A 19,975-nucleotide genomic window follows, 5' to 3' on the forward strand; every position below is an offset into this window, starting at 1 on the left:
GCGAAATAAGAAACCCGGCAGAGACTAGCACAAGCGAAGCCCGGCGCAAAAAGTGCTAGGCCGGTAATTGCAGCCAGGGTTGCCAGAGGGTCTGTAACGTTTCCGGCGGCGCGCCATTGATCAGCCTGATAACCATGTCAGCCACCTGTTCGCCGGCCTGATGCGGCGTTGCCTGGCGAATCGCAGCAATGGGATGATCGAGAATCGCATCACGCGGTAATCCTTCCCAGCCTGCGAGCAGAATGGCGTCCTCGCCCGCTGCCCGACCGGCCTGCTGCAGCGCCAGAGCTGCCCCTTCAGCCAGCGCAGCGCAGTCGGTGATAATCACTTCCGGCGCGGGTTCCTCTGCCAGCCACTCACGCGTCTGGTGATAGCCGGCACGGCGCGACGGTGCGACCGCCGCCATCGCGTAAGGCGCAACGTCACCCAGCGCCGTCAGATAACCCTGACGCCGGTCACGTACCCGCGTGCTGTTTTCATTGCTGCCGAGCCAGGCTATCCGCTGCCGCCCCTGCGCCAGCGACCAGCCCACTGCCAGTTGTGAACCGGCAAGGTGATCAACATCAAACCAGGCGTAGGCGGCTGGCAGATCGCTGCGGCCCAGCGCCAGAAAGCGAAAACTGGTCTGCATCAGCGCATTCAGTCGGCTGTCTTCTGGCGTGGTATGGCCGACGATCAGAGCATCGACGGCCCCACTGCGCAGCAGGCGCGTCAGGGTTGAATGGCTCTGCTGCTGTTTATCCGCCAGCAACAGCAGGTTAATTTCATGACGGGCAAGATGATGATCCAGCGCCAGCAGCATGTCGCTGAAGTCGCTGCCACATAGAGGGGATACACTGATTGGGCAGACAAATCCCACCGCGTTTGCACGGCCGGTTTTCAGCCGTCGGGCCGCCGCATTAGGCCGGTAGCCGCGCCGCTGCGCTTCCTCTTCGATGCGTTTACGCGTCTCCTGAGCGACATCCTGATAACCATTAAGGGCGCGGCTGACAGTCGTAACGGAAAGACCTAAAACTGCAGCGATGGCTTTAAGAGACATGGGGCAAGTCCACTGATCAATTTTTGATCAGACTACCATAAGGCCTCTGCTGGCTCTATCCGCAGAAACATTACTGGTGCTTTTAACGTGATGCTTTACAGAAAAGGTACGCCCCCGTTCGGGGGCGACCGCGATTATCCCAGCGGGCTGAGCGTGATCTCAACACGACGGTTTTGTGCTTTGCCTGCTTCGGTGCTGTTGGTGGCAACCGGGTTATCCGGTCCTGCACCCTGCGTACGCAGGCGATCGCTGGCAACACCCTGCACGATCAACGCACTGGCAACACTTTCAGCACGCTGCTGTGACAGACGCATGTTCAGCGCACGGCTGCCGGTACTGTCGGTGTAACCCACAACGTTTACCGCGGTTTTCGGATACTCTTTCAGCACCATTGAAACACCGGTCAGGGTGTTGGCGCCGGCAGGTTTCAGATTGCTGCTGCTGGAGTCGAAGGTGACATTGTTTGGCATATTCAGGACGATGTTATCGCCGTTGCGGGTTACGCTGACGCCGGTCCCGCGCATCTTGTCACGCAGTTTCGCTTCCTGCACGTCCATGTAGTAACCCACGCCACCGCCCAGTGCAGCACCACCTGCGGCCCCAATCAGCGCACCTTTACGACGATCTTTCTTCGATGAAGAGAGCACGCCGACACCGGCACCGACTAATGCGCCAAGGCCCGCGCCCACGCCTGACTTACCCGCCTGAGATTCGCCGGTGTAGGGATTGGTCGTACAACCTGGCAGGGCCAGACTGCCGCTTAATAACAAGGTGATGGCGATTAATTTCTTCTGCATTTTTGTTCCCTTATATTCGACACACAGGGGAAAACCTTTCCCATAAGTGGCACGATTATGACGTCTGGTGACCGGGAATGTAGTGCGGAAAAATCCTGATTTACCGGGAATCACGCCTTTTGATTGTCAGGATGGCAAAAACAGTTGCTCTGATGATCGTTTATCAGCCCGCAGGCCTGCATAAAGGAGTAGCAAATTGTAGGGCCGATGAATTTGAAACCACGCAGCTTCAGCGCCTTCGAGAGCGCAATGGCCTGCTCTGACGTGGTGGGTGCCTGGCTGTAATCAGGATAATGGTGGACAATTTGCACGTTATCGACAAACTGCCAGACGAAGTCGCTGAAATCCTCGCCTTTCGCTTCCATCTCAAGAAAAGCGCGGGCGTTAGCGATAATGGCAGCGATTTTGCCAGGGTGGCGGATAATGCCGCTGTTGAGCATAAGATCGTCAATGTCGGCAGCGTCCATCTGCGCAATAGCCTGAGGATCAAACTGGTGAAACGCCGCCCGATAGTTTTCACGTTTTTTCAGCACGGTGATCCAGGATAATCCCGCCTGCTGTCCTTCCAGACAGAGCATCTCGAACAGTGCACGCGTCTCTCTCTGCGCCACACCCCATTCCCTGTCGTGATACGCCAGATAGAGCGGATCCTGCGTTACCCAGCCACATCGTTGCATCGTTTTGTTCCTTTATAACGAGAATATTTTAGCGGTCCGCTTGATCTTAGAATTAATCGGTTGATAGTTAAACGATCACCGGTTAAATAACAGAGACGGGCCGAAAAATTCATTAAGACGCCATAACTTCAGCCTTGCCCGGAGAAGCGATGTTGCCGAGAAGCGGTTGGAAAGGTCTGCGGACCTGCTGTGCTGTAGGGCTGTTAATGTTCATGCAACCGACTTTTGCCCGCGGTGGTATCTCTGCGCCTCAGCATCCTGACTTTCTGCCCGACTACGACACAATTCTGGCGGAGAAGATCGCCCTGACGCCACTTGCGTTCAGCGATGAGAGCCGCGCCCTGTTTGAAGCTGCAATTAATTCTCCCACTGCTTCCCCCATCGCCCTGCACAGTGAAACCGGTAGCGTAGGTACCACGCCGCTGGGTAAACGCTATCGGGCGGGTGTTGATATGCCCATTGCGCCGTCATTGACCACCGGACCCGTGGCGCAGTATGCGGTCGATCCCCAGCAGATGAACTGTCTGCAATGCGACTACAGCGATCAGCAGAGCCGTGAACAAAGCGCCAGCGTCGGATGGCGCATTGATTCGCAGCAGGGATGGATATCGCCCTGGGCGCAGCTGAGTTACCACTATCTGATGGCAGATGCGCCGCAAAGCCCACGGCGCGAGGCAACGAATGGCTCGGACCAGTCCGACGGTATCGATTTAAGCATCGGCGCACAAATGCCACTGAACGATAATCTGGCGGCTTTCGCGTCATTTTCACAAAGCGAAGCGCTAAATAACGACGAGCAGCAACTTTATAGCTTTGGCTTCAGCGCCAGCTTCTAGCGGGGCATGAAAAGAGAAAGGGAATCGGGCGTTTAAAATATAATGAGTCCGCTAATCATTATACTGGTAACAAAATGCGCAACGATTTGACAATTATTGGCCGTGAAATCGCGGTCTTCCTGATGGCCGCCCTGGTTCTCGCCCTGACTATCGTCCCCGTCTACATTGATGTGGCCTGGATGAACGACGCACTGCACGAAACCTCTTTTACTGAAACTACCCAGGAAATCATGCTGGCGATGATCGCCGCGCTGTTTTTCATTGCGGCCCGCCGTCGTCCCGCCCAGCGTGGAGCGCTGACCCTGGTCGCCGGCTTTTACAGCTGCATGCTGATCCGCGAGCTCGACTTCGTGTTTGATGTCATTCAGCACGGCAGCTGGGTCTGGTTCGCCCTGGCGGTCACGGCGGGTTCGCTGGCCGTTGCACTGCGCACGCCGAAAAAAACCCTGCATGCGCTGGCTAACCTGCTGCTGCATCGCAGCTGGCCGGTGATGGCGTCCGGCTTTTTAGTAGTGCTGGTTTTTTCACGTCTGTTTGGTATTCACGCGCTGTGGCAGCATCTGATGCTCGGTGATTACAACCGCGTGGTGAAAAACATGGCCGAAGAGGGCACCGAGCTTCTGGGATACAGCCTCTGCTGGCTCGCCTCGGTTCGCTATTTATGGCAGACCCGCCCGGCCGCCGCTGCCATCAGCGTGTGCGCCACTGAATCTGCATCGGCCCGCCACGCCTCTTCTCCGGCCACGTCGCACTGACTGCGGTGTTGCTTTTTAAGCGATCCGCACCCTCAAAACAGGTACAATAAACACTTCTGCGTCGACGACAGGTTCCCGGCGCAAGGTGTTCGTTAACCTCAGGTCTTTTCATGTCAGCTAAAATCTTAACTTCAACGCTCATTGGCCTGGATGCCTTCCGACAGGATCCGCTGACTGCCCTGCAGCAGGCGGAAAAGGGCACGCTGGCGGTGTTAGACAACTATGCGCCGGTGATGTATGCCATCACACCGGCGCGTCTGGCTGAGCTGCTGGCGCTGGAAGCCGCCGCCCGGCAGCCAAATGATGTGGTGCTGGATGACAGCCTCTATGACGATGCGCCCGCCGCGATTCATACGCCGGCAGGCAAGTTCGCCATGTATCCGGGCTGGCAGCCGGATGCCGACTTTACGCGTCAGGCCGCCATCTGGGGCGTGGCGCTGAGTGAACCGGTGACGCCCGGCGAGCTGGCGGCCTTTGTGGCCTACTGGCAGGCGGAAAGCCGGATGTTCCATCATGTGCAGTGGCAACAGAAGCTGGCGCGCAGCATTCAGATGAACCGCGCAGCAAATGGCGGGCAGCCGAAGCGTGATATCACGCAGTTGCCTGATCCTGACCGTACCATTCCCGATGGTTTCCGAGGTGAATGATGAAAACGCCAGATGATCTCTTTAACCGTCTGAAAAGAATGATGCCTGCGGGCACCCGTCCCAAATTTGCCAATGGTGAAGAGCTGCTGGCGTGGAATCAGGAACAGGGTCGTCTGCGATCGGAGGCGATTGTGCGTGAGAATCGCGCAATGAAAATGCAGCGCGTGATGGGCCGTTCCGGTATTCGCGAGCTGCACATGAACTGCTCATTTGATAATTACCGGGTAGAGAACGAGGGACAGCGCAAAGCGCTGGAGCTGGCGCGTCAGTACGCCGCTGAGTTTGATGGCAGCATCGCCAGCTTTGTCTTTTCCGGGCGTCCTGGCACCGGTAAAAACCATCTGGCCGCGGCGATTGGCAATGACCTGATCCTGCGCGGTAAAAGCGTGCTGATCGTGACGGTCGCCGATCTGATGTCGAGCATGAAGGGGACCTTCAGCGGCAGCAGCGGCATTACCGAAGAGCGCCTGATTCAGGATCTCAGCAGTGTCGATCTGCTGGTGATTGATGAGATCGGTATGCAGAGCGAATCGCGCTACGAAAAAGTGATCATCAACCAGATTGTCGATCGCCGTTCTTCGTCAAAGCGGCCAACGGGCATGTTATCCAACCTCGACCATGCGGGCATGAATGCGCTGCTGGGCGAACGCGTCATGGACCGTATGCGCCTGGGCAACAGCCTGTGGGTACGTTTCGACTGGGAAAGCTATCGCTGTCGGGTACGCGGCGACGAGTATTAACAATGACCCGGCTACGCCGGGTCACTCTGCTCATCAAATATGATCTCCCGCGTCATCATTATCAGAACACGGCTTGCATGTGGCTTTCCTCATCTTCTCCTGAAACAGGGTATTAACCCGGCGTTCTGATCGCCGTCACGATCTTAGCCACAGGCGATCTCGTTATGTGAAACAGCCCACAAAGTGTAGGGCGAAGAATACGCATGGACTGATACACTCAATTCTTACTCCTCTGTTGACTGAACCCGTCATGAAAACGAACGGCAAAGGCCCTGCACTACTGCGACTGAATAACCAGAAACGGGTGATGACTCAGCTGCGTAAACGCCGCGTAACCTCGCGTCAGGATCTGGCGGAGGCGCTGGCACTCAGTAAAAACACCGTCTCATTAATCATTGATGACCTGCTGGAGCAGGGTCTGATAGAGGAACTGGGGCCGGTCAGCGTCGCGGCTGCCGGACGGCCTAAAATCGGGATCACCCTGAGACCGGAAAAGCTTAAGAGCGCTGGCGTCATGGTGGAACGCAACGTGATCCACTGGCGGGTCTGCGACTACTTTTCCCAGGTGCTGGCTGAAGCGACGCTGCGTACCGATACCAGTCATCCGACCCGCCTGCTGGCTGAACTGGCTATGCTGTGCCGGGAACTGTCAGAACGCTATCCCGATCTGCTCGGTATTGGCCTCGGCTTCCCCGGCATCGTCGATCCCCGGCGCGGCTGGATGCATATCTCATTGCCGCTGGAATGGCAGGATGTTGACCTGCTGACCACGCTGCGCAAGCACGTGCGTCTGCCTATCCGCATTATGAATAATGTCAAAGCCGCTGCGCTACTGGCTGTCGAGCAAAGTGGATTATCGCCGGAGAGCGGTCATTTTTATCTGCGTATTTCCGAGGGGATTGGCGGCGCACTGGTACAACAGGGTCAGGTATTTACCGGGCATAGCTGGACGGCGGGCGAAGCAGGACATCTGGTTGTCCAGCCTGAAGGGCCACGTTGCAGCTGCGGCCGCCGGGGGTGTCTGGAAGCGCTGGTCAGCAAGCCTGCAGTGAATCAGCAGCTGGCGCAGCGTCAGCCTGGCCTGAGTTGGCAGAACCGTGACAGCGCCCCGCGCGTGGTGGATGAGGTGATGGCGCAGGCGGGTGGCTATCTGGGTGCGGCGCTGAGTCAGATTATGCTGCTGCTCAATCCCGCTACCATCATCATTGATTGTCCGTGGAACGCCAGTGAGCGCTTCTGCAAGGCGGTGCGCGATACCGCACACGGCAACGCGCTGGCCTTTACCGCCGCGCACACTCAGCTGCACTTCCCGGAAAACCGGATTGACCCGGCAAACGGGCTGGCACTGGCGGTGCTGGAACAGAGTGAGCAGCGTGTGGGGTGAGCGTGCCCCCACAGACTGCCCTCTTCTTTACGATCGCGTCTCGCTGACCGGAGCATCTGTCCGTTCGCCCGCCTCACGCGGGTCAATATTAAACTTCTCCAGCACGCGCGCGTGAATTTTTTCCAGCGGCATCCCAGCCGTTTCCGGCAGATAGCGGAAAGTGAAGAAATACATAGCCAGTGAAAAAAGCGCAAACAGTAACAGCGGGAAGCCACCGTGGAAAATCTCAAGCAGAAAAGCACTACTGTTCAGAATCGGGAATGTGGTGCTGATGACAAAATTGGCCATCGACATGGCGCAAATAGAGATGCCGACACAGATTGAGCGGATTTCTGTCGGAAACAGCTCGCCCAGTACGGTCCAGACAATCTGTCCCCAGGTCATGCCAAAGAAAACCATATAGGCAAACAGTCCCACCACCGCCAGCAAGCCGGGCAAACGGTAATAGAAAGCGATAAAGGTGTAGGCAAGGAAAACGGCAGAGGTAATCGCCCCCAGCAGTAACAGCTTACGACGTCCGACTTTATCAATCAGCGCCATACCCATCAGCACTCCCACAAACTGACATACAGACAGCCAGAAGGTCTGGAGCAGCGCCGAATCCGTGCTGCCGGACACATTTTTCAGCAACGTTGGTCCGAAATACTGAATCACATTGATGCCGCTAATCTGGTTGCCGACAGCCAGGCCAATACCAATGATGAGCAACGGTACCGTGGTTTTGTTCAGGCGGAATCGGGATTTATGGCGGGTCGCCGCCTCATCAGAGAATGAGTGTTTAATTTCATTGAAAACGGTGCGGGCATGGGCCGGGTCAGAGATTTTGCTCAGCGTATCCAGCGCCTCTTTGTCTTTGCCTTTCAGAACGTTCCAGCGCGGTGATTCCGGTATAAAAGCAATGAAAAAGATAAACAGCGCACAGGGCACCAGCGCGGTTGCCAGGATATAGCGCCAGCCTGTATCGACCATCACCTCCGGCAGCATCGATTTATTAATGAAGTAGTTGGTGAGCAGTACCACCGATTGCCCACCGACACAGCAGACCGCATAGAGCGCGCTGGTGCGGCCACGATACTTCGACGGTGAAAGCTCCGCCAGATAGATTGGCGAAATCACCGAGGCCAGCCCGATGGCTAATCCGCCAAGAATACGAAAGGCGACAAAGGTGAAGAAGTTATGGGCGATGGCAGTCCCCACCACCGAGGCAGTAAACAGTAGCGCCGTGATAGCGAGCGACTTTTTGCGGCCAAATTTATCGCTCAGCTTTGGCGCAATAAAGCAGCCCACCAGACTGCCAAGCAGGATGTTAGACACTGCCCAGCCGGTTTCTGCCGGGGTCAGCTGGAAATAGTCACTAAGCGGCTCGATAGCGCCAGAGATAATTGACGAGTCATAGCCCATCAGCAGGCCACCAAAAGCGGCGACGGTGCAACAGAGCATGACATATTTCATGTTGTAACGTTTTTGCCGGGTTTCCATTTTTACAGGCTCCTTTTCTCTACTGCCTGAACCGTATCGGTTCAGAAAGAGGAGGCGTGATTGTCAGGGGTTCAGGAATTGCAGCGATCAGATACCCGTGAAATATATTTTCTAAATGGAGAGATTTGGATTAATTCTTTCGGAAGTGTGAGGCAGGTTGGAAAAAATTATAAACTTGTTGAGTGGTAATCCTTAATAAAGCTCATATAAATCAATGATATAAGAGATAAATCCGGGCAGTGATGTTTTCCCATCAAGGGTAAACATCTGATGACAGACGAAATATCGTCTGAAGTGGCCTGTCTGGGGCTGATAAAACACTACGCCAGCATTCATCCTTAAGTGCTGATTTTTAAGCTTTAAATTCAATGAAGCCGGGCCGTTCCGGCTGGCAGATTAAGCCTGCGAAAATAGCCCCTGGACTGACAGCGAGGCATCAGGATGAAATATAATTTTCATCCTGGTCATTATATGAAAACACTGGCGTTCTTTACGCCAGTCTGTCGTTAAAGCAGGTTTTCGCCAAAATGCTGGCGATACTCTTTCGGCGTGGTGTCGTAGCTTTTGCGAAAAACTGAGTAAAAGTATTGCAGCGAAGGGTAGCCGCACATCTGTGAGATTTCGTTGATGTTGAGCGACGAGGAAGCCAGCAGTTCGCGGGCTTTTTCCAGCTTTTCGCGGTGGATCATCGCATGGATAGTGTCGCCGGTCTCATCCCGGAAGCGCTTTTCCAGGTTAGAGCGCGACAGTCCTACCGCATCCAGCACCTGCTCCACTTTAATCCCTTTACAGGCGTTGAAGCGGATATAGTGCATCGCCTGAATCACCGCCGGATCGCGCAGCGAGCGGAAATCAGTTGAGCGCCGGGCGATCACTTTCACCGGCGGCACCAGAATGCGCTGAAGCGGCAGAGGCTGCTTATCCAGCAGCCGATGCAGCAATTTGGCCGCCTGGTAGCCCATCTGTCGCGAGCCCTGTGCTACGGACGAGAGTGCCACGCGTGACAGATAGCGGGTCAGCTCCTCATTATCAATCCCGATCACCGTAAGCTTCTCCGGCACCGGTATTTTCAGATGTTCGCACGCCTGCAGCAGGTGCCGTGCCCGTGAGTCGGTGACGGCGATAATGCCGGTTTGCGGCGGCAGCGTCTGCAGCCAGTCGGCGAGCCGGTTCTGGGCGTGCTGCCAGTTTTCCGGTGCGGTTTCCATGCCCTGATAAACCACGCCCTGATAGCGCTCACGCCCCACCAGCTGGCGGAACGCCTGTTCCCGCTCCTGTGCCCAGCGCTTGCCGCTGGAGGCCGGTAAACCATAAAAGGCAAAACGGTTAATGCCCTTCTCTTTCAGATGCAGAAAGGCTTTCTCCACCAGCGCGGCATTGTCCGTAGCGATGTAATGCACCGGGGGATAATCTTCCTGACGATGGTAAGAGCCGCCAACGCCGACAATCGGCACAGAGACATTTGACAGCAGGGTTTCGATGGAGCGATCGTCGTAATCGGCGATCACCCCATCGCCCAGCCACTCGCGGATGTTGTCGATGCGACAGTGGAAATCTTCCTCGATGAAGATATCCCAGTCAGTCTGCGACGCCTGCAGATACTCTCCGACGCCCTCAACAACCTGGCGGTCATACACTTTATTGGCGTTAAACAGCAGCGTAATGCGATAGCGTTTATCATGCATGGTGGCGCGTTCCCTTAAATCCTCAGCGCATTGCATAACACGGCTGAAAGGGGCAAAAAAATTGTTTGCGCCACAATGTGATCGCCCGCGCGATTACACCCGACGCCGCGTTGCGGTATCCATCCACACCGCCAGCAGCAGAATCGCGCCTTTGACGATGTACTGCCAGAAAGTCGGCACATCCATCATGCTCATGCCGTTATCCAGCGAGGCCATGATAAAGGCCCCCATTACCGCGCCCGCCACCGACCCCACACCGCCCGCCAGGCTGGTGCCGCCGATGACGCAGGCAGCAATCGCGTCGAGTTCTGCGATGTTACCCGCCGATGGCGAACCTGCGCCCAGCCTTGAACTCAGAATCAGCCCGGCAATCGCCACCATCACACCGTTGATGGCGAACACCGCCAGTTTGGTGCGCGCCACGTTAATGCCAGACAGCCGGGCAGCATCAATGTTGCCGCCGATGGCATAGATACGACGGCCAAATGCAGTGCGGGTGGCCATAAACATGCCCGCCAGCAGCAGCACAGCCAGCAGTAAAACCGGCGTCGGCACGCCGCGATAGTCGTTGAGTAACCAGATGGCACCGAGCACTAAGATGGCGGTAATCGCCTGACGCCCCACGGTGCTGCTGGCTGCGCCCTGCGGCAGTCCGAGCTGCTGACGACGCAGACGCAGACGCCACTGCCACAGCATAAACAACGCCAGACCGGCCACGCCAAAGCCGAAACCAACGCCACCCGGCAGATAACTCTGTCCAATCTGCGACATGCCCGGCGTGATGGGCGCAACCGTAGTGCCGTCAGTAATTCCGACCAGAATGCCGCGGAACGCCAGCATCCCTGCCAGCGTGACGATAAACGACGGCACTTTACGGTAGGCCACCCACCAGCCATTCCAGGTACCGAGCAACAGCCCCATCACCAGTGTCACCACGATGGTCAGCGGCAGTGGCCAGCCGAGCCAGACGTCGAATATCGCCGCCGCCCCGCCCAGCAGCCCCATCATGGAGCCGACTGACAGGTCGATCTCCGCCGAGATAATCACGAACACCATGCCCACCGCCAGGATACCGGTGATGGCGGTCTGACGCAGCAGGTTGGAGACATTACGCGCACTGAGCCACGCGCCTTCGGTGGTCCAGGTAAAGAACAACGCAATCAGCACAATCGCGCCCAGCATCACCAGCACCTGCAGATTAGGCAGCGTGAACCTGCCCGGTGACGGTTTGCCCGACGTGCCGGTGAGGCGGCTTTGGGTACTTTCACTTTTAAGCATAATGTTCACTCCGCAGGGCAGCTTCCATCACCTGCTCCTGAGTCAGGTTATCGTTAATCAGATCGGCTTTGATCTGCCCTTCATGCATCACCAGCACCCGATCGCTCAGGCCCAGCACCTCCGGCAGCTCAGATGAAATCACAATCACCGCGATACCCTGCTGCACCAGCGCATTGATCAGCAGGTAGATCTCCTGACGGGCGCCCACATCGATGCCGCGCGTCGGTTCATCCAGGATCAGGATTTTGGGATTAAGCAGCAGGCACTTCGCCAGAATCGCTTTCTGCTGATTGCCGCCGCTCAGGCGGCCAATAGGCAGTTCCGACGAGGAGGTTTTCACCCGCAGCCGGCTGATCGCGTCGTTGATCGCCTGCTGCTCCTGCGCTTCATCCAGGGTAGAGAGGCGGTGACTAAACTGATCCAGCGCCGCCAGGGTGATATTTTTGCCCACCGCCATCAGCGGCACGATGCCATCCTTTTTGCGATCTTCGGGCACCATCGCGATGCCGTGCGCAATCGCAGCGCGGCAGTCGGTGATGCTGACCTGCTGGCCATTGATCCAGATATCACCCTGCCAGCGTCCCGGCCAGACGCCAAACAGACACTGCACGGTTTCGGTTCTGCCCGCACCCACCAGCCCGGCGATACCCAGGATTTCACCACGTCTGAGCGTGAACGAGACATTGTTGACGCGGCGGATGTGGCGGTTAACCGGATGCCAGGCGGTGAGGTTGTCGACTTTCAGTATCACCTCGCCAATCTGATGCGGCGCGTGAGGATAAAGCGCGGTCAGCTCGCGTCCGACCATCATGGTGATGATGTCATCTTCGCTCAGGCCTGCCGCCGGACGGGTGGCGATATGCTGGCCGTCACGGATCACGCAGATGGTGTCGGAGATCGCCTTCACCTCATTCAGCTTGTGTGAGATGTAGATGCAGGCGATGCCGTGTTCGCGCAGATTACGGATGATGCCCAGCAGCACATCTGTTTCCTGCTCCGTCAGCGATGAGGTTGGCTCATCCAGAATCAGCAGCCGGACCTGTTTGTTAAGCGCGCGGGCGATCTCCACCAGCTGCTGCTGGCCCAGGCCTAACTCACCGACACGGGTCGCGGGAGAAACGTTCAGCCCGACCCGCGCCAGCAGCTGCTGGCAGCGCAGGGTCATGGTTTCGTCATCCACCATGCCGAAACGGCTCAGTTCGGCACCGAGGAAGATGTTCTCCATCACCGTGAGTTGCCGCACCAGCGCCAGCTCCTGATGAATAATCACAATGCCTTTACGTTCGGTATCGCGAATAGTCTGCGCCTGAATCTCGTCGCCAGAGAAGTGAATCTGCCCTTCAAAATCGCCGTGCGGATAGAGGCCGCACAGGATTTTCATCAGCGTCGATTTGCCCGATCCATTCTCACCGCACAGCGACATTACTTCGCCCGCCTCCAGTTGCAGACTGACATCATTAACCGCCTTCACGGCACCGAAACGCTTGGTGATGTTTTTCATTTCCAGCAGCATCGACTGTTCTCCCTCACGCTATGCGCGGTCAGAGTTCGCTCTGTTTATGGAAACCGTCTTTCACCACGGTGCTTTCGATATTGTCTTTGTTGACCGGAAGCGGCTTCAGCAGTCGCGACGGCACATCTTTCAGGCCATTGTTCAGCTTGCTGTTGCTGGCTGGTGTTTTGCCATCACCCAGTTCGACGGCAATTTTCGCCGCTTCGGTGGCCAGTTCGGTGATCGGTTTATAAACCGTCATGGTCTGGGTGCCCGCTTTGATGCGCTTAATCGCGGCCAGATCGGCATCCTGACCCGAAATCGCCACTTTTCCGGCCAGTCCCTGTGCACTCAGCGCCTGAATCGCACCGCCTGCGGTGGCATCGTTAGAGGCCACGACCGCATCGATGTGGTTACTGTTAGCGGTCAGGGCGTTTTCCATAATTTTCAGGGCGTTTTCCGGCAGCCAGGCATCGACCCACTGATCGCCGACAATTTTAATACTGCCGTTGTCGATATAAGGTTTTAACACTTTCATCTGCCCGGCACGGAACAGGCGGGCGTTATTATCTACCGGCGATCCGCCCATTAAAAAATAGTTGCCCTTAGGCACCTGTTTCACAATGCTTTCGGCCTGAAGTTCGCCCACTTTTTCATTATCGAACGAAATATAAAAATCGATATCGGCATTATTTATCATTCGATCATAGGCCAGCACTTTAATGCCTTCCCGTTTCGCTTCAGCGACAACGTTACTCAAGACCTGACCATTGTAGGGAATAATCACCAGCACATCGACACCGCGGTTGATCATATTTTCAATCTGCGACATCTGTGTTTCTTCGTTGCCGTTGGCCGACTGAACAAACACCTTAGCGCCCAGCGTCTCCGCCTGTTTAACGAAAATATCGCGGTCTTTCTGCCAGCGCTCGAGGCGCAAATCGTCAATTGCCATGCCGATCTTCACTTCTTTTGCCACGCTGGTCTGGCTGAAGAGCGCCAGCGCCGCGCAGGCGGCTAACAGTGCATGTTTCATCTTCATTGTGATCATCCTGTAGGTGGAGGCTATTGTTATCGCAGGCCGATAAACCAGGCGGATGAATTGTTGCCCTTCTTTTCCTGTCGCAGCAATTACTGATTTTTATCCGGCTATTACGTTTTTTGGTTTATTTCTTTTTTTATGAGCGCGATCGAGGTTTCATCTTTTTAGGACAAAAGAGTGACAGGGATAAACCGCCCCGCAAATAACATTATTTTGCGAGCCAGCGCACAAATAATAATTATCTGACACCCGTAATGAAATATCGTAATTGAGCTGAGGTTACAGCCCATATTGAATATTGCTTCAACGCAGACCATCCGGGTACTGATGCTAAGGAGCAAACCATGCACGCTTATTTCGATCAGATCGATCGGGTTCGTTATGAAGGCACCCAGTCGACGCATCCTCTCGCTTTCCGCCACTACAATCCCGATGAGGTCATCCTCGACAAGACCATGGCGGAGCATCTGCGCTTTGCTGCCTGTTACTGGCACACCTTCTGCTGGAATGGCGCGGATATGTTTGGCGTCGGTGCCTTTGATCGTCCGTGGCAGAAAAACGGGGATGCGCTACAGCAGGCAAAACTGAAAGCGGATGTCGCCTTTGAGTTTTTCCATAAGCTGAATGTGCCGTGGTACTGCTTCCATGACGTTGATGTCTCACCGGAGGGTGATTCGCTGCACAGTTACAAAGAAAACTTTGCTGCCATGACCGATAAACTGCTGGAGAAACAGCAGGAGACCGGCGTGAAACTGTTATGGGGTACGGCTAACTGCTTCACCCATCCGCGCTACGGTGCGGGCGCTGCCACCAATCCCGATCCGGAGGTCTTTGCCTGGGCGGCGACGCAGGTCTGCAGCGCCATGCAGGCGACCAAAACCCTGGGCGGTGAAAACTATGTGTTGTGGGGCGGGCGCGAAGGCTATGAAACTCTACTGAATACCGATCTTCGCCAGGAGCGCGAGCAGATTGGCCGCTTTATGCAGATGGTGGTCGAGCACAAACACAAAATTGGCTTCCAGGGAACGCTGCTGATCGAACCCAAACCGCAGGAGCCGACCAAACATCAATATGACTACGATGTCGCGACAGTTTATGGCTTCCTGAAACAGTTCGGACTGGAGAAAGAGATCAAAGTTAACGTTGAGGCGAACCACGCCACGCTGGCCGGTCACTCTTTCCATCATGAAATTGCGACGGCCATTGCGCTGGGTATTTTTGGTTCCGTGGATGCTAACCGCGGCGATCCGCAGTGCGGCTGGGATACCGATCAGTTCCCGGTCAGCGTGGAAGAAAACGCGCTGGTGATGTACGAAATCCTTAAGGCGGGCGGCTTTACCACTGGCGGCTTAAACTTTGATGCCAAAGTGCGTCGTCAGAGCACCGATAAATATGATCTCTTCTACGGCCATATCGGCGCGATGGACACCATGGCGCTGGCGCTGAAAGTGGCGGCCCGCATGATTAGCGACGGTGAACTCGATAAGCGTGTGGCGCAGCGCTACAGTGGCTGGAATGGTGAGTTCGGCCAGCAAATTCTGAAAGGTGAGTTTTCACTGGAGGCGCTGGCGGCGCATGCTCAGCAACAGCAGTTCAATCCGCAGCATCAGAGCGGGCGTCAGGAGCAGCTGGAAAATCTGGTGAATCACTACCTGTTTGATTTCTGACCCTTCAGGAGCAGCGCATGTTTATCGGGATCGATTTAGGAACCTCTGGCATCAAAGTGGTGCTGATGGATGCACAGGGCAACGTGGTGGCGACAGAGACGTCGCCGCTGCAGGTTTCGCGTCCGCAGCCCTTGTGGAGCGAGCAGGATCCTGAAAGCTGGTGGCAGGCGCTGGATTCAGCCATGCAGGCGCTGAGCGCACAGCAAAACCTGCGTACGGTGCAGGCTATCGGGCTGAGCGGACAGATGCATGGTGCCACGCTGCTCGACAGCGCTAACCAGGTATTGCGTCCGGCCATGCTCTGGAATGACGGGCGCAGCGAGGCGCAGTGCCGTGAGCTGGAGCAGAAGGTGCCGGATTCACGGGCGATCACCGGCAATCTGATGATGCCCGGCTTCACGGCCCCCAAGCTGCTGTGGGTGCAGCAGCATGAACCGGCCATCTTCAGTCAGATCGCGCATGTGCTGTTGCCCAAGGATTATCTGCGCTGGCGATTGAGTGACGACTTCGCCACCGATATGTCCGATGCCGCAGGGACGATGTGGCTGGATGTAGCGCAGCGTGACTGGAGCGATGTGATGCTGCGCGCCTGCGACCTCAGCCGCGATCAGATGCCGCAACTCTGTGAAGGCAATGCCCTGACCGGCACGTTGCATGCCGATCTGGCGACGCGCTGGAAGATGAACACGGTGCCGCTGGCCGCTGGCGGTGGTGACAATGCCGCGGGCGCTGTTGGTGTCGGTATGACCGAACCGGGCCAGGGGATGCTGTCGCTGGGGACGTCGGGCGTCTACTTCGTGGTGAGCGACGGCTATCTCAGCAATCCGGAACGCGCGGTTCACAGCTTCTGTCATGCGTTACCGCAGCGCTGGCATCTGATGTCGGTGATGCTCAGTGCGGCTTCCTGTCTCGACTGGGCAGCCACGCTGACCGGATGCAAAGATGTTCCAGAACTGCTGGCTGAAGCGGCGCGCGCACGCGATGACGAGCCAGGGCTATGGTTTCTGCCCTATCTTTCCGGTGAACGCACGCCGTATAACAACCCCGGTGCCCGGGGCGCTTTCTTTGGCTTTACTCACCAGCATGGTCGTCCCGAGCTGGCACGATCGGTGCTGGAAGGCGTAGGGTTCGCCCTGGCGCAGGGCATGGACGTGCTGCATGAGTGTGGCGTTCAGCCAAATAGTATTATGCTGATCGGCGGTGGCGCACGCAGTGCCCTGTGGCGTCAGATGCTGGCAGACATCAGTGGTCAGACGCTGGATTACTGCCACGGCGGTGACGTTGGTCCGGCGCTGGGGGCAGCAAGGCTGGCGCAGCAGGCGCTTGACGCCGACGTCACCGTTCCACGGCCGGCGCTGGTGCAGCGCCATCAGCCCGATCCGGCCAGGAGGGCGTACTATCAGCCGCGTCGTGAGACGTTTGCGACCCTGTATCAGCAGCTCCTGCCGCTGATGAAATAAAGAGGACGCCAGGCATCTGAACCGTTTTGCCTGGCGTCCTGCTTAGCGGATGACCATCATCCCTGATCTGTTGTTGCCGGGAGAAAATCATCCGGCGAACGCGCACTTCGCATCAGCCAATCGCGCCCAGCGTATCTTCCTGACCCTGTTTCTTCGGCAGCAGGAACAGCGTTGCCGCAATATCCAGCAGGTAGATCAGCGCCAGCAGGGTAATCGCCGCGGTGAAAGAGAACTGGCTCGCCAGCAGACCAATCACCACCGGGCCGAAGCCGCCCACGCCACGACCCAGGTTGAACAGGACGTTTTGCGCGGTGGCACGCACCTGCGGCGGGAAGGTATCGGAAATCAACGCGCCATAGCCGCCAATCATGCCGTTAACAAACATTCCCATGATCGCACCGGTAAACAGCATGATGTCAGGGTCGCGCAGCTGAGCATAAACCACCACCATCACGACGGCACCAAACTGATAGAGCAGGAAGATTTTCCAGCGCGCAAAGCGGTCGGCCAGCACGCCAAACAACCAGATGCCGAAGGTCATCCCGACCACGGTTACCGCAGTCCAGAGGCCAGATTTCGTCAGGCTAAAGCCAAAGCTGGAAGAGAGGTAACTCGGCATCCAGATCATCAGCCCGTAGTAACCAAAGTTCTGGACTGAACAGAGGATAAAAATACCGAGACTGGCTTTGGCGGTCGCGCAGTCGCGCACCAGCAGCTTCAGGCGCGCCGGAAACGAGAGCGACGGCACATGTTTAACCTGCCGCTGAAACGCCTCCGGTTCGCCCATGCCGCGACGAATGGCAAACGAGACCAGCGCCGGTAATAATCCGACCAGGAACATGCCGCGCCAGCCGATGATATTCAGCAGCGGCGGCGTGATAAAGGCTGCCATCAGCACGCCGAGCTGCCAGCCGATACCGACCCACGCTGAGGCGCGGTTACGCTTCTCAGCAGGCCAGGCTTCGGCAATCAGCGCCATGCCGATACCGAATTCGCCACCCAGGCCCACACCTGCCAGCGTTCGCCAGGCGAGCAGGTCCCAGTAGCCCTGCGCCACCGCGCACAGGCCGGTAAAGATCGAGAAGACCAGAATCGTGACGGTCAGCATGCGGATACGGCCATAACGGTCGCTGAGATGACCGAAGACGATGCCACCGATAACCGCGCCAATCAGCGTCCATGTCACCAGCGATCCCGCCTGTGATGGATTGAGCGCCAGCGAAACACTGATAGCCGGCAGCATAAAGCCGAGTATCAGCAGGTCAAATCCATCCATGGCATAACCGCTGACCGCAGCCAGCATCGCTTTGCCCGGCGTTACGCCCGGCTTAGATTGGGGAGAAGGGGACATCGTTGCGCACCTCTGAAAGAAAAGTGCCGCAATTATAAAGAGAGTTCAGGATGTGACCAATTGAAAAGGCTTATCCCTGCGCCGCTCCGGCACAGGGATAAGATGGATCAGGAAGGGCGGTTGCTGCCATCGTCACCTGACAGTAATTCATCGAGCCGATCTCCACCCACGTGACGGAAATCCTGACCTTTGACGAAGTAGAAGATAATTTCGCAGATGTTCTGGCAGCGATCGCCGATGCGCTCAATCGCGCGGGCGCAGAACAGCGCTGTCAGCACGCTGGGAATCGTGCGCGGATCTTCCATCATGTAGGTCATCAGCTGGCGCACAATGCCTTCGTACTCTTTATCCACCTTTTTGTCTTCACGGTAGATAGTGATCGCTTCATTGAGATCCATTCGCGCGAAAGCGTCCAGCACATCATGCAGCATCTGCACGGTGTGACGACCCAGCGACTCAAGGCTCACCAGCAGGGGAAGATGCTGCTGACCAAACTTCTCCAGCGCCGTGCGGCTGATTTTCTCCGCTACGTCACCAATGCGCTCCAGCTCGGAAATGGTTTTGATGATCGCCATCACCAGCCGCAAATCGATCGCGGTTGGCTGACGTTTGGCGATGATGCGCACGCAGGCTTCATCAATCTCCACTTCCATCATATTGACCTTCTGGTCGCCGTCGATCACCCGCTGCGCCAGCTCGCCATCCAGATTATGCATGGCGGTAATCGCATCGGTCAGTTGCTGCTCGACCATGCCGCCCATGATCATTACCTGAGTTCGGATATGCTCCAGTTCGGCATTGAACTGACCGGAGATGTGCTTATTCAGATTCAGATTATCCATGTCGATCTCCTGTCAGATCAGCCGTAGCGGCCAGTAATGTAGTCTTCGGTTTGTTTCTGCGCGGGCTTGGTGAACAGCGTGTCGGTGTCGCTGAACTCAATCAGTTCGCCCAGATACATGAAAGCAGTATGGTCAGAGCAGCGTGCCGCCTGCTGCATATTGTGCGTCACGATCACCACGGTATAGTCCTGCTTCAGCTCGGTGATCAGCTCCTCAATACGGCCAGTGGAGATGGGATCCAGTGCGGAGCAGGGCTCATCCAGCAGTAAGACTTCCGGCCGAATCGCGATGCCACGCGCAATGCACAACCGCTGCTGCTGGCCGCCGGAGAGACTGTAACCGCTCTGATGCAGCTTGTCTTTGGTTTCATTCCACAGCGCCGCTTTGGTCAGCGCCCACTGGACGCGCTCATCCATATCGGCACGCGACAGCTTTTCAAACAGGCGGACGCCAAAGGCGATGTTGTCATAGATCGACATCGGGAACGGCGTCGGCTTCTGGAATACCATGCCGACGCGGGCGCGCAGCAGCGCAATATCCTGCTGTGTCGCCAGAATGTTTTCGCCATCCAGCAGAATGTCCCCTTCGGCCCGCTGCTCCGGATAGAGCGAGTACATCTTATTGAAGGTACGTAGCAGGGTCGACTTACCACAGCCCGATGGGCCGATAAACGCGGTGACCTGATTCTTAGCGATATCCAGGTTAATGTTCTTCAGCGCATGAAACTTGCCGTAATAGAAGTTCAGATTACGGACCTGAATTTTATCGGCTGTTGCTGTCGCGATACTCATAATTAATCTCTCT

At 56.5% G+C, this 19,975-nt stretch carries 18 protein-coding genes; 7 read left to right on the forward strand and 11 right to left on the reverse strand.

Annotated features, from left to right (window positions below; genetic code table 11):
- Nucleotides 1-55 precede the first annotated feature (55 nt).
- From IV493_RS17735 to IV493_RS17745, 3 genes are all read right to left on the reverse strand, one after another.
- Nucleotides 56-1,039, reverse strand: coding sequence for a LacI family DNA-binding transcriptional regulator (locus tag IV493_RS17735; RefSeq protein ID WP_195857530.1), 984 nt, complete (start codon nucleotides 1,037-1,039; stop codon nucleotides 56-58).
- 134 nt (nucleotides 1,040-1,173) lie between these two features.
- Nucleotides 1,174-1,836 carry an OmpA family lipoprotein gene (locus IV493_RS17740; RefSeq protein WP_013359583.1) on the reverse strand — a complete coding sequence of 221 codons (663 nt, stop codon included), beginning with the start codon at nucleotides 1,834-1,836 and terminating at the stop codon, nucleotides 1,174-1,176.
- Between the two features lie 110 nt (nucleotides 1,837-1,946).
- A complete protein-coding gene (locus IV493_RS17745; RefSeq protein ID WP_195857531.1) occupies nucleotides 1,947-2,513 on the reverse strand; it encodes a DNA-3-methyladenine glycosylase I in 567 nt (188 codons plus the stop codon).
- 212 nt (nucleotides 2,514-2,725) lie between these two features.
- On the opposite strand from IV493_RS17745, the gene IV493_RS17750 reads away from it, so the two are divergent.
- From IV493_RS17750 to IV493_RS17770, 5 genes are all read left to right on the forward strand, one after another.
- A complete protein-coding gene (locus tag IV493_RS17750; protein ID WP_230299978.1) occupies nucleotides 2,726-3,349 on the forward strand; it encodes an autotransporter in 624 nt (207 codons plus the stop codon).
- 74 nt (nucleotides 3,350-3,423) lie between these two features.
- Entirely contained in the window at nucleotides 3,424-4,104 is a 681-nt protein-coding gene (locus tag IV493_RS17755; protein ID WP_147789685.1) for a hypothetical protein, read from the forward strand.
- A 110-nt stretch (nucleotides 4,105-4,214) separates the two neighbouring features.
- Entirely contained in the window at nucleotides 4,215-4,751 is a 537-nt protein-coding gene (gene dnaT, locus IV493_RS17760) for a primosomal protein DnaT (protein WP_013359579.1), read from the forward strand.
- Entirely contained in the window at nucleotides 4,751-5,491 is a 741-nt protein-coding gene (gene dnaC, locus IV493_RS17765; protein ID WP_195858201.1) for a DNA replication protein DnaC, read from the forward strand. The genes dnaT and dnaC overlap by 1 nt, the downstream gene beginning before the upstream one ends.
- A gap of 250 nt (nucleotides 5,492-5,741) precedes the next feature.
- A complete protein-coding gene (locus IV493_RS17770) occupies nucleotides 5,742-6,875 on the forward strand; it encodes an ROK family transcriptional regulator (RefSeq protein WP_195857532.1) in 1,134 nt (377 codons plus the stop codon).
- A gap of 27 nt (nucleotides 6,876-6,902) precedes the next feature.
- On the opposite strand, the gene IV493_RS17775 is transcribed toward IV493_RS17770, so the two are convergent.
- The 5 genes from IV493_RS17775 to xylF form a co-directional block, all read right to left on the reverse strand.
- A complete protein-coding gene (locus tag IV493_RS17775; protein WP_195857533.1) occupies nucleotides 6,903-8,354 on the reverse strand; it encodes a sugar porter family MFS transporter in 1,452 nt (483 codons plus the stop codon).
- A gap of 506 nt (nucleotides 8,355-8,860) precedes the next feature.
- Nucleotides 8,861-10,039 (reverse strand): D-xylose utilization transcriptional activator XylR, encoded by a 1,179-nt coding sequence (gene xylR, locus IV493_RS17780; RefSeq protein WP_061061193.1) that lies wholly within the window; start codon nucleotides 10,037-10,039, stop codon nucleotides 8,861-8,863.
- 93 nt (nucleotides 10,040-10,132) lie between these two features.
- Nucleotides 10,133-11,317 (reverse strand): xylose ABC transporter permease XylH, encoded by a 1,185-nt coding sequence (gene xylH, locus IV493_RS17785; protein WP_195857534.1) that lies wholly within the window; start codon nucleotides 11,315-11,317, stop codon nucleotides 10,133-10,135.
- Nucleotides 11,310-12,830: a xylose ABC transporter ATP-binding protein gene (locus IV493_RS17790; protein ID WP_195857535.1), complete on the reverse strand. Its 1,521-nt coding sequence runs from the start codon at nucleotides 12,828-12,830 to the stop codon at nucleotides 11,310-11,312. Before IV493_RS17790 ends, xylH begins: the two co-directional genes overlap by 8 nt.
- A gap of 28 nt (nucleotides 12,831-12,858) precedes the next feature.
- On the reverse strand, nucleotides 12,859-13,851 hold the full coding sequence (xylF, locus tag IV493_RS17795) for a D-xylose ABC transporter substrate-binding protein (protein ID WP_195857536.1): 993 nt from the start codon (nucleotides 13,849-13,851) through the stop codon (nucleotides 12,859-12,861).
- A 344-nt stretch (nucleotides 13,852-14,195) separates the two neighbouring features.
- Between xylF and xylA the strand changes: the two genes are divergently transcribed.
- Together xylA and xylB are read left to right on the forward strand one after the other, a co-directional pair.
- On the forward strand, nucleotides 14,196-15,518 hold the full coding sequence (gene xylA / locus IV493_RS17800) for a xylose isomerase (protein ID WP_195857537.1): 1,323 nt from the start codon (nucleotides 14,196-14,198) through the stop codon (nucleotides 15,516-15,518).
- A gap of 17 nt (nucleotides 15,519-15,535) precedes the next feature.
- Nucleotides 15,536-16,978, forward strand: a complete 1,443-nt coding sequence (xylB, locus tag IV493_RS17805; protein WP_195857538.1) for a xylulokinase — start codon at nucleotides 15,536-15,538, stop codon at nucleotides 16,976-16,978.
- A gap of 112 nt (nucleotides 16,979-17,090) precedes the next feature.
- On the opposite strand, the gene IV493_RS17810 is transcribed toward xylB, so the two are convergent.
- The 3 genes from IV493_RS17810 to pstB form a co-directional block, all read right to left on the reverse strand.
- Nucleotides 17,091-18,329 carry an MFS transporter gene (locus tag IV493_RS17810; RefSeq protein WP_195857539.1) on the reverse strand — a complete coding sequence of 413 codons (1,239 nt, stop codon included), beginning with the start codon at nucleotides 18,327-18,329 and terminating at the stop codon, nucleotides 17,091-17,093.
- Between the two features lie 107 nt (nucleotides 18,330-18,436).
- Entirely contained in the window at nucleotides 18,437-19,171 is a 735-nt protein-coding gene (gene phoU / locus IV493_RS17815; protein ID WP_009088225.1) for a phosphate signaling complex protein PhoU, read from the reverse strand.
- A gap of 17 nt (nucleotides 19,172-19,188) precedes the next feature.
- The gene (gene pstB / locus IV493_RS17820; RefSeq protein ID WP_013359568.1) at nucleotides 19,189-19,962 is read right to left on the reverse strand and encodes a phosphate ABC transporter ATP-binding protein PstB; all 774 of its coding nucleotides are present in this window, start codon (nucleotides 19,960-19,962) and stop codon (nucleotides 19,189-19,191) included.
- Nucleotides 19,963-19,975 lie beyond the last annotated feature (13 nt).

The sequence above is a fragment of the Pantoea sp. SM3640 genome, from assembly GCF_015654165.1.
Classification (GTDB): domain Bacteria; phylum Pseudomonadota; class Gammaproteobacteria; order Enterobacterales; family Enterobacteriaceae; genus Pantoea; species Pantoea vagans.

What these genes read in the sequence shown, in the direction of transcription:
- IV493_RS17735 (WP_195857530.1), bottom strand. Translation starts at nt 1,039, where the DNA reads ATGTCTCTTAAAGCCATCGCTGCAGTTTTAGGTCTTTCCGTTACGACT.
- IV493_RS17740 (WP_013359583.1), bottom strand. Translation starts at nt 1,836, where the DNA reads ATGCAGAAGAAATTAATCGCCATCACCTTGTTATTAAGCGGCAGTCTG.
- IV493_RS17745 (WP_195857531.1), bottom strand. Translation starts at nt 2,513, where the DNA reads ATGCAACGATGTGGCTGGGTAACGCAGGATCCGCTCTATCTGGCGTAT.
- IV493_RS17750 (WP_230299978.1), top strand. Translation starts at nt 2,726, where the DNA reads ATGCAACCGACTTTTGCCCGCGGTGGTATCTCTGCGCCTCAGCATCCT.
- IV493_RS17755 (WP_147789685.1), top strand. Translation starts at nt 3,424, where the DNA reads ATGCGCAACGATTTGACAATTATTGGCCGTGAAATCGCGGTCTTCCTG.
- dnaT (WP_013359579.1), top strand. Translation starts at nt 4,215, where the DNA reads ATGTCAGCTAAAATCTTAACTTCAACGCTCATTGGCCTGGATGCCTTC.
- dnaC (WP_195858201.1), top strand. Translation starts at nt 4,751, where the DNA reads ATGAAAACGCCAGATGATCTCTTTAACCGTCTGAAAAGAATGATGCCT.
- IV493_RS17770 (WP_195857532.1), top strand. Translation starts at nt 5,742, where the DNA reads ATGAAAACGAACGGCAAAGGCCCTGCACTACTGCGACTGAATAACCAG.
- IV493_RS17775 (WP_195857533.1), bottom strand. Translation starts at nt 8,354, where the DNA reads ATGGAAACCCGGCAAAAACGTTACAACATGAAATATGTCATGCTCTGT.
- xylR (WP_061061193.1), bottom strand. Translation starts at nt 10,039, where the DNA reads ATGCATGATAAACGCTATCGCATTACGCTGCTGTTTAACGCCAATAAA.
- xylH (WP_195857534.1), bottom strand. Translation starts at nt 11,317, where the DNA reads ATGCTTAAAAGTGAAAGTACCCAAAGCCGCCTCACCGGCACGTCGGGC.
- IV493_RS17790 (WP_195857535.1), bottom strand. Translation starts at nt 12,830, where the DNA reads ATGCTGCTGGAAATGAAAAACATCACCAAGCGTTTCGGTGCCGTGAAG.
- xylF (WP_195857536.1), bottom strand. Translation starts at nt 13,851, where the DNA reads ATGAAGATGAAACATGCACTGTTAGCCGCCTGCGCGGCGCTGGCGCTC.
- xylA (WP_195857537.1), top strand. Translation starts at nt 14,196, where the DNA reads ATGCACGCTTATTTCGATCAGATCGATCGGGTTCGTTATGAAGGCACC.
- xylB (WP_195857538.1), top strand. Translation starts at nt 15,536, where the DNA reads ATGTTTATCGGGATCGATTTAGGAACCTCTGGCATCAAAGTGGTGCTG.
- IV493_RS17810 (WP_195857539.1), bottom strand. Translation starts at nt 18,329, where the DNA reads ATGTCCCCTTCTCCCCAATCTAAGCCGGGCGTAACGCCGGGCAAAGCG.
- phoU (WP_009088225.1), bottom strand. Translation starts at nt 19,171, where the DNA reads ATGGATAATCTGAATCTGAATAAGCACATCTCCGGTCAGTTCAATGCC.
- pstB (WP_013359568.1), bottom strand. Translation starts at nt 19,962, where the DNA reads ATGAGTATCGCGACAGCAACAGCCGATAAAATTCAGGTCCGTAATCTG.